A 13,394-nucleotide genomic window follows, 5' to 3' on the forward strand; every position below is an offset into this window, starting at 1 on the left:
GGTGGAACCAGCGGGCCGTCCCATCACTCGCGTTTCTATATAAAGCGATGTATATTCGGACGCAGCCGCGAAGGAGGTCCGCCATGACCGTCACCACCATCGATCTCGATCCCGACGTGCTCAGCCTCGCCAAGGAACTCACCGGCGCGCGCAGCAACCGCGACGTCGTCACCCGAGCACTGCAGACCCTCATCGCGATCCGACGTCAGCCCGCCGCGGTGGAACGGGTCATCGAGCGGCAGTTCACCGACGAGCAGATCGCTGCCAGCACGGTGCACTACACAGCTCCGCACACCCCCGCCGGGCTGTGAGCGCGTACATCGTCGACAACTCGGTGTGGTGGAAGGCCGGGCGGTCCCCCGGGATCGCGGCCCGTCTCCGAGCAATCTCGACGCGCGACCTCATCCTGACCTGCCCACCGCAGGTCCTCGAGTACTGCTTCTCAGCTCGGACTGCGGCCGAGCACGTCGAGTTCCAGGCCGACATGGCGTTGTACCTGTCTGCCGAGGAGCACCCGACCACCGATGACGTGCTCGCGGTGCAAGCGGCGCTCTGGGCGGGCGGGTACGTCCGCGGCGCTGGAGTCACGGACACCCAGATCGCCGCGTACGCGATCGCCAACGACGCCACCGTGCTCGCTGCTGACAAGGACTTCGAGCACATCGCTGCGGTCGTCCCCCGCTTCCGCCACGAGTACGTCCCCGAGGGCTGAACACGCCGCCGTTGCGGTTCGACGTCGTCGAGGCCGATGGGCCGCAGGGTCAGAGCGAAACGCCCGCCCACCGCGGGCCGGTCGCGGTGACGACGACACGGCGGGGCTCATCGGGGACGTCGTCGGGGTCGTCGGACTCGGAGGTGCCGGAGGCGTCGGCGCCGGTGGCACGGGTGATCTCGACGTCGAGCACGCTGTCGCTGATGCCGTCGACCATGCCGCGGCCCCACTCGACCACGACGATCGACGCATCCCAGTCGAGGTCGAGGTCGTCGAGCTCGACGGGGTCGGACAGCCGGTAGGCGTCGACGTGCACCAGGTCCGGGCCGGCGTTGGTGGGGTGCGTCCGGGCGAGGACGAAGGTCGGGCTCGACACCTGGCCACGCGCGCCGAGAGCAGCGCCGAGGCCACGGGTCAGCGTCGTCTTGCCGGCGCCGAGCGGCCCGGTCAGCACGACCAGGTCCCCGGCACGCAGGACCGCGGCCAGCCGCGCCCCGAGCTGGCCCATCGCATCGGTGCCGTCGACGGCCGTGTCCAGCAGGACCCGAGCGGCGCCGGTCACGACTGGTCGCCCCGCAGGTACTCCCCGACGTGTCCCTCGATGTCGTGACCCTCGTAGAACCGTGGCACGCGGGGCCCGATGCGGCAGACGATCTCCTCGCCGATGGTGCCGAGCGCACGGCCCCAGTCGAGGACGGTCATCTCGTCGTGCTCGCCGGTGCCGAACAGGGTCACGGTGTCGCCGGTGCGGACGTCGTCGTCGCCGACGTCGACCAGGAACTGGTCCATGGCCACACGGCCGGCGACCGGGTAGCGCTTGCCGCCGATCGCGACCTCGATGCGGCCCTGCGCCAGACGGGGGACGCCGTCCGCGTACCCGACGGGCACGAGCGCGAGGGTGGTCTCCGAGGCGGTGCGGTACGTGTAGTCGTACGAGACGCCGGTGTCGACGGGCACCCGCTTGGTCTTCGCGACCGACGCCGTCAGGGTCATCACGGGTTCGAGCCCGAGGTCGGCCGCCGAGACACCGTCCGCGCCGGGGATGCCGAACAGGTTAGCGCCCATCCGGACCATGTCCTTGCGGAACTCCTTGCGCTCCAACCCGGCGAGCGAGGCGGCGACGTGCTCCATCGGGAGGTCGAGCCCGAGGTCGTCGGCCTGCTCCACGGCGGCGTCGAAGAGCGCCACGGCGTCGGCGTCGTCCTGGTCCGAGGACTCCGCCAGGTGCGTGTACGCCGCGACGACCTCGATGCGGCCGGCGCGCTGGGCGTCCAGCGCGAGCGACACGAGCGCTGGCCAGGCCGCCGGGGTCGCTCCGTCGCGGTGCAGCCCGGAGTCGAAGCCGAGGTGCACGCGCGCGGGTCGCTGGTCGACGGCGTCGATGACGCGCCGCAGCTCCGGCACGTTCGAGACACCGAGGTCGACGGCGGAGTCGATGGCGTCGCGGAAGTCCAGGGCGGGGTCGTGCTGCCAGGTGAAGAGGTGGACGTCCTCACCGACGCCGATCGACCGCAGACGCAGGGCCGCGGGGACCGTGAGCACCCCGATCCACCGGATGCCGGCGTCCACCGCGGCGAGCGCGATCGGCTCCAGACCGTGGCCGTAGGCGTCGGCCTTCATGATCGCCATGACCGCGACGGGGTCCATCCACTCGCGGACCAGGTCGAGGTTCGCGCGGTAGGCGTCCAGGTCGATCCGTGCCTGGCGCAGGGGTGCGGAGCTCACGTCGTCCTCCGGTGCACGCTGTGGCCGACCCGGGCGACCACCTCGTAGTTGATGGTGCCGATCGCGGCGGCCCAGTCCTCGACCGCGGGGTCGCCGTTCGCCGGGTCACCCCAGAGCACGGCTTCGTCGCCGATGCTGACGTCGGCGTCGCCGATGTCCACGTGCATGGCGTTCATCGCGACCCGGCCGACCACCGGGAACGTGCGGTCGCCGATGCGGACCGAGACCCGGTTGCCGAAGTCGCGGTCGAAGCCGTCGGCGTACCCGAGGCCGATGACAGCGAGGCGGGTGTCGGTCGACGCCCGCCAGGTGTATCCGTAGGACACACCCTCGCCGGCGCGGACGTCGACGGTGCGGAGCACGGCAGCGGTCACACGCATAGCGGGGCGGAGGCCGAGGTCGGCCGACGTGCGGTCGGTGAACGGGCTCAGGCCGTACAGGGCGAGCCCGACGCGGGACAGGTCGCGGCGCGTCTCCGGCACGGCGATGCTCGCGGCGCTCGCGGCGAGGTGCACCAGGTCGGGCACGATGCCGTTGGCGGCGAGGCCGTCGAGTGCGCGCTGCAGTGCGGCGTCCTGGTCGAGGTCGTCCGTGCGCGACGCGTTCGACAGGTGGGACATCAGCCCCTCGACACGGGTGCGGTTGCCACCACGGGCGAGGGCCCCGGCGGTCGCGAAGAGTTCGGTCCACTCGGACTCGACCGCACCGTTGCGGCTCAGGCCGGTGTCGACGCAGATGTGCACGGCGCCGACCTCGGAGTCGGCAGCGGCGGACAACTGCTCGACGCTCGACACCGCCGGGGTGATGCCGTACTGCGCTGCCCGGCGGAAGTCCTCGTCGGGGGCGTGCAACCACGCGAGGATCCGGACGTCCTCGTCGATGCCGCCCTGACGGAGCGCGACGGCCTCGTCGATGTCCGCGACGCCGATCCACTCGGCACCGGCGTCGACGAAGGCCCGTGCGGCGTCGAGCGCGCCGTGGCCGTAGGCGTTGGCCTTGACGACCGCGATGACGCCGGCCGGTGCGACCTGCTCGGCGATCGTCGCGTAGTTCTCGATCAGCGCTTCACGATCGACCGTGATGCCGGTGAACGCACTCACTTCGTTGTTCCCTCCAGGACCACGAACGCGGTCGCGATGCCTCCATCATGCGAGAGCGACAGGTGCACGCTCGTCACGCCACGCGCATCCGCCACCTGTCGCGCCTGTTGGTGCAGCGTCAGCGACGGGTTGCGCTGGTCGTCCGACACGACCTCGAGGTCCTGCCAGCTGAGCCCGGCACTGGAGCCGAACGCCTTGATCAGGGCTTCCTTGGCCGCGAACCGCGCAGCGAGCGACGCGATCGGCCGTTGTTCGCCGTCGCGGACCTGCTCGGCCGGGGTGAACAACCGCGCACGCATCGCCGGCGTGCGCGACAGCACCCGTTCGAACCGCTCCAGGTCCACCACGTCGACCCCGATGCCGATGATCATCGTGCGACTACTCGACGGTGACCGACTTCGCGAGGTTGCGCGGCTGGTCGACGTCGAGGCCCTTGGCCGCGGCGAGCTCCATGCCGAACATGTGCAACGGCGCCACGGCGAGCAGCGGCTCGAACAGCGGGGTCGCGAGCGGGATGCGCAGGACCTCGTCGGCGAAGGGCAGCACGGCGGCGTCGCCCTCTTCCGCGATGGCGATCACGCGAGCGCCACGGGCGCGGATCTCCTGGATGTTCGACACGACCTTCGGGTGCAGCGACCGCGGGTCACGCGGCGACGGCACGATGACGAAGACGATCTGCCCGGGCTCGATGAGCGCGATCGGGCCGTGCTTGAGCTCACCGGCGGCGAAGCCCTCGGCGTGGATGTACGCGAGCTCCTTGAGCTTGAGCGCGCCCTCGAGCGCGATCGGGTAGCCGACGTGGCGACCGAGGAACAGCACGCTGCGGGTGTCCGCCATCCAGCGCGCCAGGTCCTTGATGCCAGCGGCGTCCTCGATGGTCTGCTGCAGCTTCGGGGCCAGGCCCTCGAGCTCGGCGACCTGCTCGGCGATCTGCTCCGCCGTCATGGTGCCGCGAAGGGTGGCCAGGTGCAGCCCCAGGAGGTACAGCGCAACGCCCTGGGCGATGAAGGCCTTCGTCGACGCGACGGCGACCTCGGGCCCGGCGTGCGTGTAGATCACGGCGTCGGACTCGCGCGGGATCGTCGCGCCCTGGGTGTTGCAGATCGACAGCACCTGCGCGCCCTGCTCGCGGGCGTACTTGACGGCCATGAGCGTGTCCATCGTCTCGCCGGACTGGCTGATCGAGACGACGAGCGTGCGGTCGTTCAGCACCGGGTCGCGGTAGCGGAACTCGTGGGCGAGCTCGACCTCGACCGGGATCCGGGCCCACTGCTCGATGGCGTACTTGCCGAGGATGCCGGCGTACGCAGCGGTGCCGCAGGCGATCACGATGACGCGGTCGACCGTGGCCAGACGCTCGGCGATCGGGTCGAGGTCGGTCAGGGTGACGGCACCGTCGTGCACGCGGCCGAGGATCGTCTTGGCGACGGCCTCGGGCTCCTCGCTGATCTCCTTCGCCATGAACGAGGACCAGCCGCCCTTGTCGGCGGCGGAGGCGTCCCAGTTCACCTCGAACTCGCTCGGGGTGGCCGGGGTGCCGTCGAAGTGGATGACGTCGACGCGGTCGGGGCGGATCGTGGCGATCTCGTCCTGACCGATCGCGAGCGCGCGCTGTGTGTAGGCGACGAACGCGGCGACGTCCGAGCCCATGAAGTTCTCGCCGTCGCCCAGGCCCACCACGAGCGGGGAGTTGCGACGGGCGCCGACGACGACGCCGGGCTGGTCGGCGTGCACGACGAGGAGCGTGAACGCCCCGTCCAGTCGCTGCACGGCCTGCTGCATGGCGGCGGTCAGGTCACCGGTCTCGCGGAAAGCCCGACCGACCAGGTGCGCGGCGACCTCGGAGTCGGTCTCGCTGCGGAACTCGATGCCCTCGGCCTGCAGCTCGGCGCGCAGCTCGGAGAAGTTCTCGATGATGCCGTTGTGGATGAGGGCGAGCTTGTCGCCGTCGGCCAGGTGCGGGTGGGCGTTGCCGTCCGTCGGGCCGCCGTGGGTCGCCCAGCGGGTGTGCCCGATGCCCGTGGTGCCGTCCGGGATCGGCGACGACTCGAGCTCGTCGACGAGGGCCTGGAGCTTGCCCGCCTTCTTGGCGGAGACGAGGTCCCCCGCAGGATCGACCACGGCGATGCCCGCCGAGTCGTAGCCGCGGTACTCGAGGCGACGGAGGCCACCGAGGAGGACGTCCTGGCTGCTGTTGCTGCCGACGTAGCCGACGATTCCACACATGGAAGCGATCCTACGGTCTGCCTGAGCGCGGACCCTGCGAAGCAGCAGGGCTGGGGATAACGTTTCGGCCATGGGACGCTTCGACGACATCGCCATCACCACGCTGCACGGCGAGGACACCACGTTCGGTTCGTTCGCGGACAAGGCGGTGCTGGTCGTGAACGTCGCGTCGCGGTGCGGTCTCGCTCCGCAGTACGAGCAGCTCGAGGCCCTCCAGAAGCAGTACGGCCCGCGCGGCTTCACGGTCCTCGGGTTCCCGAGCAACCAGTTCCTGCAGGAGCTCGGCTCGTCCGAGGCCATCGACGAGTACTGCTCCACCACGTGGGGCGTCACCTTCCCGATGTCCGAGAAGGTCAAGGTCAACGGCAAGAGCGCGCACCCGCTGTACCAGGCGCTCAAGGAGACCCCGGACGCCGACGGCAAGGCCGGTCGGGTCAGCTGGAACTTCGAGAAGTTCCTCGTCGCCCCCGACGGCACCGTCTCGCGCTTCCGTCCGACCACGAAGCCGGACGCTCCCGAGGTGATCGCGGCCATCGAGGCCGCCCTGCCCGCCTGACGGTCACCCGTCTGTACGCTCGTCCCCATGCCGATCCCGGAGACCGCCGTCGCGCACCCGACCCCGTTCGTGGAGATCCCGCGGCACGAGTGGTCGCAGCTCGCACCCAAGGAGCACCTGTCGCTCACCGAGACCGAGATCGTGCAGCTGCGCGGGCTCGGCGACCGGTTGGACATGCAGGAGGTGCAGGAGGTCTACCTCCCGCTGTCACGGCTGCTGACGCTCTACGCGGCCGGCGCCCGCAACCTGCACGCGTCGACATCGGCGTTCCTGGGTGACCGCGCCGGACGCACGCCGTTCGTCATCGGCGTCGCGGGCTCCGTCGCCGTCGGCAAGTCGACCGTCGCCCGACTGCTCCGCGAGCTGACGAAGCGCTGGCCGGACACCCCACGCGTCGAGCTGGTGACCACCGACGGCTTCCTGTACCCGAACGCCGAGCTCGAGCGTCGCGGGATCATGGACCGGAAGGGCTTCCCGGAGTCCTACGACCGTCGCTCCCTGCTGCGGTTCGTCAGCCAGGTGAAGAGCGGCGCGACCGAGGTCCGGGCACCGTACTACTCGCACCTGGTCTACGACATCGTGCCGGACGCCGAGATCGTCGTCCGCCAGCCGGACATCCTCATCGTCGAGGGCCTGAACGTGCTCGCCCCGCCGGTGCACGGGCGGCTCGCGCTGTCCGACCTGTTCGACTTCACGATCTACGTCGACGCCAAGACCAAGGACATCGAGGCCTGGTACGTCGACCGGTTCCTGGCCCTGCAGGAAGAGGCGTTCTCGAGCCCGGACTCCTTCTTCCACCGGTTCGCCTCGCTGTCGCGCGACGACGCGGTGCGGACGGCGACCGAGGTCTGGCGGGCGATCAACGAGCCGAACCTGCTCGAGAACGTCCTGCCGACCCGGTCCCGGGCGACCCTGGTGCTGAAGAAGGCCGCCGACCACAAGGTGAACTCGGTCCTGCTCCGCAAGATCTAGCGCGGGCGCGCGCGGGTGCGCGGGCTTGCACCCCGGTATGGGCGTCGCGCCCCCAAGAGTCGGGGCGCAACGACCGCAGCGGGGCGCGCGACGCAAGCGGGGCGCGACGCGGTCGCGTGCTCGCCCGATTGCGCCCCGGTACGGGCATCGCGCCCCGCAGAGTCGGGGCGCAACGACCGCAGCGGGGCGCGAACGCGGCGCGCGCGCAGCGCGAAGTCGCGCCCGCCCTACGCGGCGTCGAGCGCCAGGCGCTCCTGCACGACGGCGGCGAGCTCCTCGGCGATGCGCTGGGCATCGTCCTGCGAGGCGGCCTCGACCATCACGCGCACGACCGGCTCGGTGCCCGACGGACGGAGCAGGACGCGACCGGTGTCACCGAGCGCTACTGAAGCCGCGGCGACCGCGTCCTGCACACCCTGGTCGGCGAGACCGTGCCGGTCGACCCCGCGCACGTTGAGCAGCACCTGCGGGAACACCGTCATGCACGAGGCGAGCTCCTGCAGCGACTTCCCGGTGCGCGCCATCTCGGCGACCAGGTGCAGCCCGGTCAGGATGCCGTCACCCGTGGTGGCGTACTCGTTGAAGATGATGTGGCCGGACTGCTCGCCACCGATGGAGTAGTCCCCCTCGTTCATCTTCTCGAGCACGTAGCGGTCACCGACGCCGGCCTCGATCACGGTGATGCCCGCATCCGCCATGGCACGCTTCAGCCCGAGGTTGGACATGACCGTCGCGACGAGGGTGTCGTCCTTCAGCCGGCCGCGCTCCTGCAACGACAGCGCCAGGATCGCCATGATCTGGTCACCGTCGATGGCGTTGCCCGCGGCGTCCACCGCCAGGCAGCGGTCGGCGTCGCCGTCGTGCGCGATGCCGATGTCCGCGCCGGCAGCCAGGACGGCGCGGGACAGGTTGTCGATGTGGGTCGAGCCGACGCCGTCGTTGATGTTCCAGCCGTCGGGCTCGGCGCCGATGAGCGTCACGCGGGCCCCGGCGTTCACGAACACCTCGGGCGAGACGCCGGCGGCAGCACCGTTGGCGCAGTCGAGCACGACGTGGATGCCGTCGAGCCGGTGCGGCAGCGTGCCGAGCAGGTGGACGACGTAGCGGTCCTCGGCGTCGGCGAACCGGGTGATCCGGCCGACGTCGATGCCGGTGGGGGTCGGCGCGGAGTGGTCGTGCATGGCCGCTTCGATGCGGTCCTCGACCTCGTCCGGCAGCTTGCGACCACCCGTGGCGAAGAACTTGATCCCGTTGTCCGGGGCAGGGTTGTGCGACGCGGAGATCATCACGCCGAAGTCGGCGTCGATGTCCGCGACGAGGAACGCCGCAGCGGGAGTGGGGATGACTCCGGCGTCGAGCACGTCGACGCCGGCGGAAGCGAGCCCGGCCGCGACGGCGGCACCGAGGAACTCGCCGGAGACGCGCGGGTCACGCGCGAGGACCGCGCGCGGGCGCGGTCGACCGGACGCCCGGCGGGCGTCGGCATGGTGTCCGTGTGTGAGGACGGCCGCGCTCGCCTGGGCAAGACCCAGTGCGAGCGCGGCCGTCAGCTCGCCGTTGGCGAGACCACGAACCCCGTCGGTACCGAACAGACGCGGCATTGCGATCTTCAGCCGGTGACGACTAGCGCTTCGAGAACTGCGAAGCCTTGCGGGCCTTCTTGAGACCGGCCTTCTTGCGCTCGATGACGCGGGCGTCACGGGTGAGGAAGCCGGCCTTCTTGAGGGTCGCGCGGTTGTTCTCGCGGTCGATCTCGTTCAGCGTGCGGGCGATGGCGAGGCGGAGTGCGCCGGCCTGACCCGAGGGGCCGCCACCGGTGATGCGGGCGACGACGTCGTACGAGCCGAGGAGCTCGAGGACCTTGAACGGGTCGTTGATGAGCTGCTGGTGCAGCTTGTTCGGGAAGTAGTCCTCGAGCGAGCGACCGTTCACGACGAACGTGCCGGAGCCCGGAACGAGGCGAACGCGCGCGATGGCCTCCTTGCGGCGCCCGACGGCACCGCCGGAGACGTTGAGGATCTGACGGGGAGCAGCCTCGGCAGCGGCGGGTGCGCTCTCCGTGGTGAAGCTCTCCGGGGTCTGGTCGAGGGAATCAGCGATCTGAGCCATGAGTTTCTCTATGTCCTTGAAGTCGTCGTGGCCGGAACTACTGTGCGACCTGGTCGAAGATGTACGCCTTGGGCTGCTGCGCGGAGTGCGGGTGCTCCGCGCCGGCGTAGACCTTCAGCTTCTTGAGCTGCTCGCGACCGAGGGTGTTCTTCGGCAGCATGCCGCGGATCGCCTTCTCGACGGCGCGGGTGGGGTGCTTCTCGAGCATCTCCGGGTAGGAGGTCGCCGTCAGGCCGCCCGGGTACCCGGAGTGGCGGTAGTAGACCTTCTTCGCGAGCTTCGAACCGGTCAGGGCGACCTTGTCGGCGTTCACGATGATGACGTAGTCACCCATGTCCATGTGCTGGGCGAAGGTGGCCTTGTGCTTGCCGCGCAGGAGCGCCGCGGCGTGGGTGGCGAGACGGCCGAGGACGACGTCGGTCGCGTCGATGACGATCCAGTCGTGCTGGACGTCTGCCGGCTTCGGTGAGAACGTGCGAGTCACAGGAGTGCTGCTTTCGTGTCGAGGTGAGGAGTCCGTGAATCCCACTCCGGTCGGGGTTCCCCACGGCAGAAGCCGGCGGAACGCCCGGATGGAGGGCTCATCTGACTGTCCGGCGCGCGTGGCGCACAGACCAAGGTGAGAGCTTAGCCGACGCGGGTCGCGCCGGTCAAACGCAGCCACTGCCGGACGGGAGGCCCGCGGCGGCCTCGCCACGGGCCTCCCGTCCGTCCGTGGGTCGCGCCCACCCCCGCATGGTGAGCAGCAATGGTCGGGTCGCGCACGGCGAACCCGACCATTCCTGCTCACGAAGTACCCCAGTGGGGCGTGGGGACTACTCCGCAGCCGCCGCCTTGCGACGGCGGACGATCAGCACACCCGCACCCGCGGCGAGCAGCAGGAACGCGATGAGCGCACCGACACCGAGGCCCTCGGCACCCGTGAACGCGAGCTGCCCGTCAGCGGTGATCGTGATCGGGGTCCAGCCGATCAGGCTCCCGTCCGCGGCCGTCACCGCGAGGCGGTGTGCACCAGCGGGGGTGTCCGACGGGATCGTGACGCGCACCGTGCCGTCAGCGCCGACCGTCACGGTGCCGAGCAGCGTCGGGGTCGAGTACAGCCACACGTTCACGACGTCACCCGCGTACTGCGTACCGACGGTCACCGTGATGGTCTCCCCCGCACGAGCCGACGACGGCGCCGAGACGCTCCCGCGGTTCGCGTCGGTCAGACCGGTCTCCGACGGGGCCACCGGCGGCACCGCTCCCGGAGCCGACGGGGTCGGAGCAGGGGTCGGCTTCGACGTGGGCGTCGGGGTCGGGGTCGAGCCGCCGTCACCCGGCGTCGGGGTCGGGGTCGGCACCGGGGTCGGGTCGGTCCCGGGGTCCGTGCCCGGGTCGGTGCCTGCAGCATCGAGGTCGAAGCCGACCAGGATCGGGTCGTGGTCGCTCGCGCGGAACACGTCGTCGGTGTACAGGTCCGACGCGTTGTAGTTGTAGCGGCTGTACTCCAGACCCACCGACTCGACCGAGTTGATGTTCCAGATGTCCACGCCCGTGACCGTCTCGGTGGCGGCCGGGGACGCGAACACGTGGTCGAGCGACCCGCTCAGGCCGGAGAACACGTACGAGTACTCGGTGGCGTCGAGCGCCGGGCCGAGGTCGGTGTAGCCGGCGTCGTCGAGGACGACCACCGGGTCCTCCTTGCTGTAGGCGTTGAAGTCGCCGAGCATGAACACCTTGTCGGTGCCGTACTGCGCCTGCATGTCGGTGGAGAAGGTCACGAGGGCCTTGGCCTGCCGCACCCGGTCGGCGTTCGAGGCGCCCTGGCCGTCACCCTGGTCGGCGTTCTCGCCGGTGCCGGAGCCCTTCGACTTGAAGTGGTTCGCGATCACCAGGAAGTCGTCGTCCGCGGTGCCGCCGACGGGGCGGAACGCGTCCGCGACGGGCTGCCGGGCGTTCGTGAAGGCGTCGTCGAGCAGGATCGTCGACGCACCGACGGGTTCGACGCGGTCCTGCTTGTAGATGAGCGCGAGGCGGATGACGTCCTCGCTCGCCGGGACGGTCGCGGGCGACTTCGCGTAGGCCCAGGTGTCCTCGCCGGTGGCGGCGTTCAGGGCGTCGACGAGCGTGGCGACCGCGGCGTCGCGGTCCTGGCCGAAGCGCGCCGAGTTCTCGATCTCCTCGAGCGAGACGACGTCGGCACCGAGGCCGTTGATCGCCTTGACGATCTTGACCTGCTGGCGCAGGAAGTCCTCTTCCTCAGCAGCACCGCGGGCGTCACAGCCGGAGTTCACCGTGACGGGGTCGCCCGCGCGGTCGGTGTAGTACGAGCACCCGGTGAGCTGGTCGCCCGTGGTCGGGAAGTAGTTCAGCACGTTGAACCCGGCGAGCTTGAGGTCGCCGCCGACGTCCTGCGGCTTCGCCTGCCGCACGTTCGAGAACGACGCGGGCAGGTCCGCCGCCGGGGTCGCACCGGTGATCGGCGCGGTCGGCTGGAACTTCCACCCGCTGTTGCGGTAGTCGAGGACGACCGGACCCTCGAACGTGGCGGTCGCACCGACGGTGACCGGGCCCTGGGTGAGCCAGGACACCGGGATGCCCTGGTTGGCCTTCGTCAGGAAGTTGGTGCTGGCACCGTCGTCGAGCGTGACCTTGCGCGCGGCGTTGGACGCCGCGGCAGCCGTCGCCTCGGCGCTGCCGGGGCGACCGACCTCGGTCGGCTGGACGAGCCGGCCGGCGCCGCTGGCGAGCACGACCTCGCCGTACTGGTTCGTCGTGTAGTTGTCGGCGACGGTGTAGGAGCCCTGCGGGGCGATGAGCATGCTCTCGAGCGACTCGCGCTGCGCGTCCGACGACGGGAACGCGACCGCGGCGGGCTGCGGGGCGGCGACGGCGTCGCTGAGCTTTTCGAGCGAGGATGCCCCCGACACCGTCAGCTCGGTCAGGCCGAAGTACTCGGAGACCGCACCGGTGACCCGCACGTGGTCGCCCTCGGCCACCAACCCGGCGGTCGCGGACGAGAAGACGAAGACGGCGTCGGACGCGGTGTGGGTGCCGAAGTCGATCGCGCCGCCGGTCCCCGGGGTCTGGATCGTGTAGCCGTTGAAGCCGCCGGACGCGTAGACCGCGGTCACGACGCCGTCGGTGGTGACGGTCTTGCCGGCGTAGGGCGAGGTGTCCGTGGTGCCCTGCAGCTGCGCGATGGTCACGGCCTCGGCAGGGGCGCCGGGGTCCGTCGGCTCCGTCGGGTCCGTCGGGTCGGTGGGCTCCGTCGGGTCGGTCGGCGCAGCCGTCTCACCCGCGGCGTTCCGCGGGGTCAGGGTCGTCGTCACCGAGAAGTCCGCGCCGTTGTCGTCGGTGTCCGCGGTGCCCTGGCGGACCAGGCCGTTCGGCACGGCGTTCGCACCCTCGACGGTGCGCACGGTGCCCTCGTACGTGTTCGAGGCGCCGTAGCCGAGCAGGTCGACGACGCCCGCGGTGCCGGTCGCCACGGGACCCGCGGCGAGGGCCACCGGTGTGGCGGCGTTCGACAGCACGATCGTGCCCGTGGTGCCGGAGGGGTTCAGCGACGCGGTGTCGTCCGCCGTCGGCAGGTCCGCACCGACCGCGGTGGCCCCACCGTTGCCGGCCATCGACACCAGGAACGTGCCCTCGGCCGGCACGGTGCCCTCGAGCGCGCTCGTCGAGAAGGTGCCGGTGCTCGTCGCCGAGCGGTACTGCAGCGACCAGCCGTCGAGCGACACCGGGGCGTCGGTCGGGTTGCCGATCTCGATGAACTTCTGGTTGTAGAAGGCGCCGTTGCTGCCGGCCTTCAGGTAGGCCTCCTCGATGACGAGGCCACTCCCCTCGGGGTTCGCGGTCGCTGCGGTGACGGTGACGAGCGGGGCCGCGAGGAGTGTCGCGGCAGCCGTGGCGCACAGCAGAGTGCGCCCGAGGGAGTTGGGCATGCCCGCACGCTACCGACCTGCGGAGTCCCTCAGGTTGCGTCGAGGTAAATGATTGCGTTCGGCAA

General features: G+C 70.7%; 13 protein-coding genes. 4 read left to right on the plus strand and 9 right to left on the minus strand.

Annotation, left to right across the window (positions count from 1 at the left end):
• Positions 1 to 83: 83 nt before the first annotated feature.
• Complete coding sequence (locus EDF33_RS01275) at positions 84 to 311, plus strand: type II toxin-antitoxin system VapB family antitoxin (RefSeq protein ID WP_123936950.1); 228 nt, start codon at positions 84 to 86, stop codon at positions 309 to 311.
• Positions 308 to 712 (plus strand): DUF5615 family PIN-like protein, encoded by a 405-nt coding sequence (locus EDF33_RS01280; protein ID WP_123936951.1) that lies wholly within the window; start codon positions 308 to 310, stop codon positions 710 to 712. The genes EDF33_RS01275 and EDF33_RS01280 overlap by 4 nt, the downstream gene beginning before the upstream one ends.
• Before the next feature lie 49 nt (positions 713 to 761).
• On the opposite strand, the gene tsaE is transcribed toward EDF33_RS01280, so the two are convergent.
• The 5 genes from tsaE to glmS are packed head-to-tail and all read right to left on the minus strand — an operon-like array spanning position 762 to position 5,763.
• Positions 762 to 1,274, minus strand: a complete 513-nt coding sequence (gene tsaE, locus EDF33_RS01285; RefSeq protein WP_243692325.1) for a tRNA (adenosine(37)-N6)-threonylcarbamoyltransferase complex ATPase subunit type 1 TsaE — start codon at positions 1,272 to 1,274, stop codon at positions 762 to 764.
• Positions 1,271 to 2,437, minus strand: a complete 1,167-nt coding sequence (alr, locus tag EDF33_RS01290; RefSeq protein ID WP_165901382.1) for an alanine racemase — start codon at positions 2,435 to 2,437, stop codon at positions 1,271 to 1,273. The genes tsaE and alr (EDF33_RS01290) overlap by 4 nt, the downstream gene beginning before the upstream one ends.
• On the minus strand, positions 2,434 to 3,537 hold the full coding sequence (gene alr, locus EDF33_RS01295; protein WP_131877648.1) for an alanine racemase: 1,104 nt from the start codon (positions 3,535 to 3,537) through the stop codon (positions 2,434 to 2,436). The genes alr (EDF33_RS01290) and alr (EDF33_RS01295) overlap by 4 nt, the downstream gene beginning before the upstream one ends.
• Positions 3,534 to 3,908: a holo-ACP synthase gene (locus EDF33_RS01300; RefSeq protein WP_123293157.1), complete on the minus strand. Its 375-nt coding sequence runs from the start codon at positions 3,906 to 3,908 to the stop codon at positions 3,534 to 3,536. Before EDF33_RS01300 ends, alr (EDF33_RS01295) begins: the two co-directional genes overlap by 4 nt.
• Positions 3,909 to 3,915: 7 nt before the next feature.
• Positions 3,916 to 5,763, minus strand: coding sequence for a glutamine--fructose-6-phosphate transaminase (isomerizing) (glmS, locus tag EDF33_RS01305; protein ID WP_123936953.1), 1,848 nt, complete (start codon positions 5,761 to 5,763; stop codon positions 3,916 to 3,918).
• 70 nt (positions 5,764 to 5,833) lie between these two features.
• On the opposite strand from glmS, the gene EDF33_RS01310 reads away from it, so the two are divergent.
• Positions 5,834 to 6,319 (plus strand): glutathione peroxidase, encoded by a 486-nt coding sequence (locus tag EDF33_RS01310; RefSeq protein WP_111083439.1) that lies wholly within the window; start codon positions 5,834 to 5,836, stop codon positions 6,317 to 6,319.
• Between the two features lie 27 nt (positions 6,320 to 6,346).
• The gene (coaA, locus tag EDF33_RS01315) at positions 6,347 to 7,291 is read left to right on the plus strand and encodes a type I pantothenate kinase (RefSeq protein ID WP_123339480.1); all 945 of its coding nucleotides are present in this window, start codon (positions 6,347 to 6,349) and stop codon (positions 7,289 to 7,291) included.
• 227 nt (positions 7,292 to 7,518) lie between these two features.
• On the opposite strand, the gene glmM is transcribed toward coaA, so the two are convergent.
• The 4 genes from glmM to EDF33_RS01335 all read right to left on the minus strand — a co-directional run bounded on the left by glmM (position 7,519) and on the right by EDF33_RS01335 (position 13,329).
• A complete protein-coding gene (glmM, locus tag EDF33_RS01320) occupies positions 7,519 to 8,892 on the minus strand; it encodes a phosphoglucosamine mutase (protein ID WP_132099130.1) in 1,374 nt (457 codons plus the stop codon).
• Between the two features lie 22 nt (positions 8,893 to 8,914).
• Positions 8,915 to 9,400: a 30S ribosomal protein S9 gene (gene rpsI / locus EDF33_RS01325; protein ID WP_111083442.1), complete on the minus strand. Its 486-nt coding sequence runs from the start codon at positions 9,398 to 9,400 to the stop codon at positions 8,915 to 8,917.
• A gap of 37 nt (positions 9,401 to 9,437) precedes the next feature.
• Positions 9,438 to 9,884: a 50S ribosomal protein L13 gene (rplM, locus tag EDF33_RS01330; RefSeq protein ID WP_071259898.1), complete on the minus strand. Its 447-nt coding sequence runs from the start codon at positions 9,882 to 9,884 to the stop codon at positions 9,438 to 9,440.
• A 331-nt stretch (positions 9,885 to 10,215) separates the two neighbouring features.
• Positions 10,216 to 13,329: an ExeM/NucH family extracellular endonuclease gene (locus EDF33_RS01335; protein ID WP_207906612.1), complete on the minus strand. Its 3,114-nt coding sequence runs from the start codon at positions 13,327 to 13,329 to the stop codon at positions 10,216 to 10,218.
• Between the last annotated feature and the right edge of the window lie 65 nt (positions 13,330 to 13,394).

This window comes from Curtobacterium sp. PhB146, from assembly GCF_004342995.1.
Taxonomy (GTDB): domain Bacteria; phylum Actinomycetota; class Actinomycetes; order Actinomycetales; family Microbacteriaceae; genus Curtobacterium.

Coding starts and splice junctions, on each gene's coding strand:
- glmS (WP_123936953.1), bottom strand. CDS start 5,763: ATGTGTGGAATCGTCGGCTACGTCGGCAGCAACAGCAGCCAGGACGTC.
- EDF33_RS01300 (WP_123293157.1), bottom strand. CDS start 3,908: ATGATCATCGGCATCGGGGTCGACGTGGTGGACCTGGAGCGGTTCGAA.
- glmM (WP_132099130.1), bottom strand. CDS start 8,892: ATGCCGCGTCTGTTCGGTACCGACGGGGTTCGTGGTCTCGCCAACGGC.
- rpsI (WP_111083442.1), bottom strand. CDS start 9,400: ATGGCTCAGATCGCTGATTCCCTCGACCAGACCCCGGAGAGCTTCACC.
- coaA (WP_123339480.1), top strand. CDS start 6,347: ATGCCGATCCCGGAGACCGCCGTCGCGCACCCGACCCCGTTCGTGGAG.
- EDF33_RS01335 (WP_207906612.1), bottom strand. CDS start 13,329: ATGCCCAACTCCCTCGGGCGCACTCTGCTGTGCGCCACGGCTGCCGCG.
- EDF33_RS01310 (WP_111083439.1), top strand. CDS start 5,834: ATGGGACGCTTCGACGACATCGCCATCACCACGCTGCACGGCGAGGAC.
- EDF33_RS01275 (WP_123936950.1), top strand. CDS start 84: ATGACCGTCACCACCATCGATCTCGATCCCGACGTGCTCAGCCTCGCC.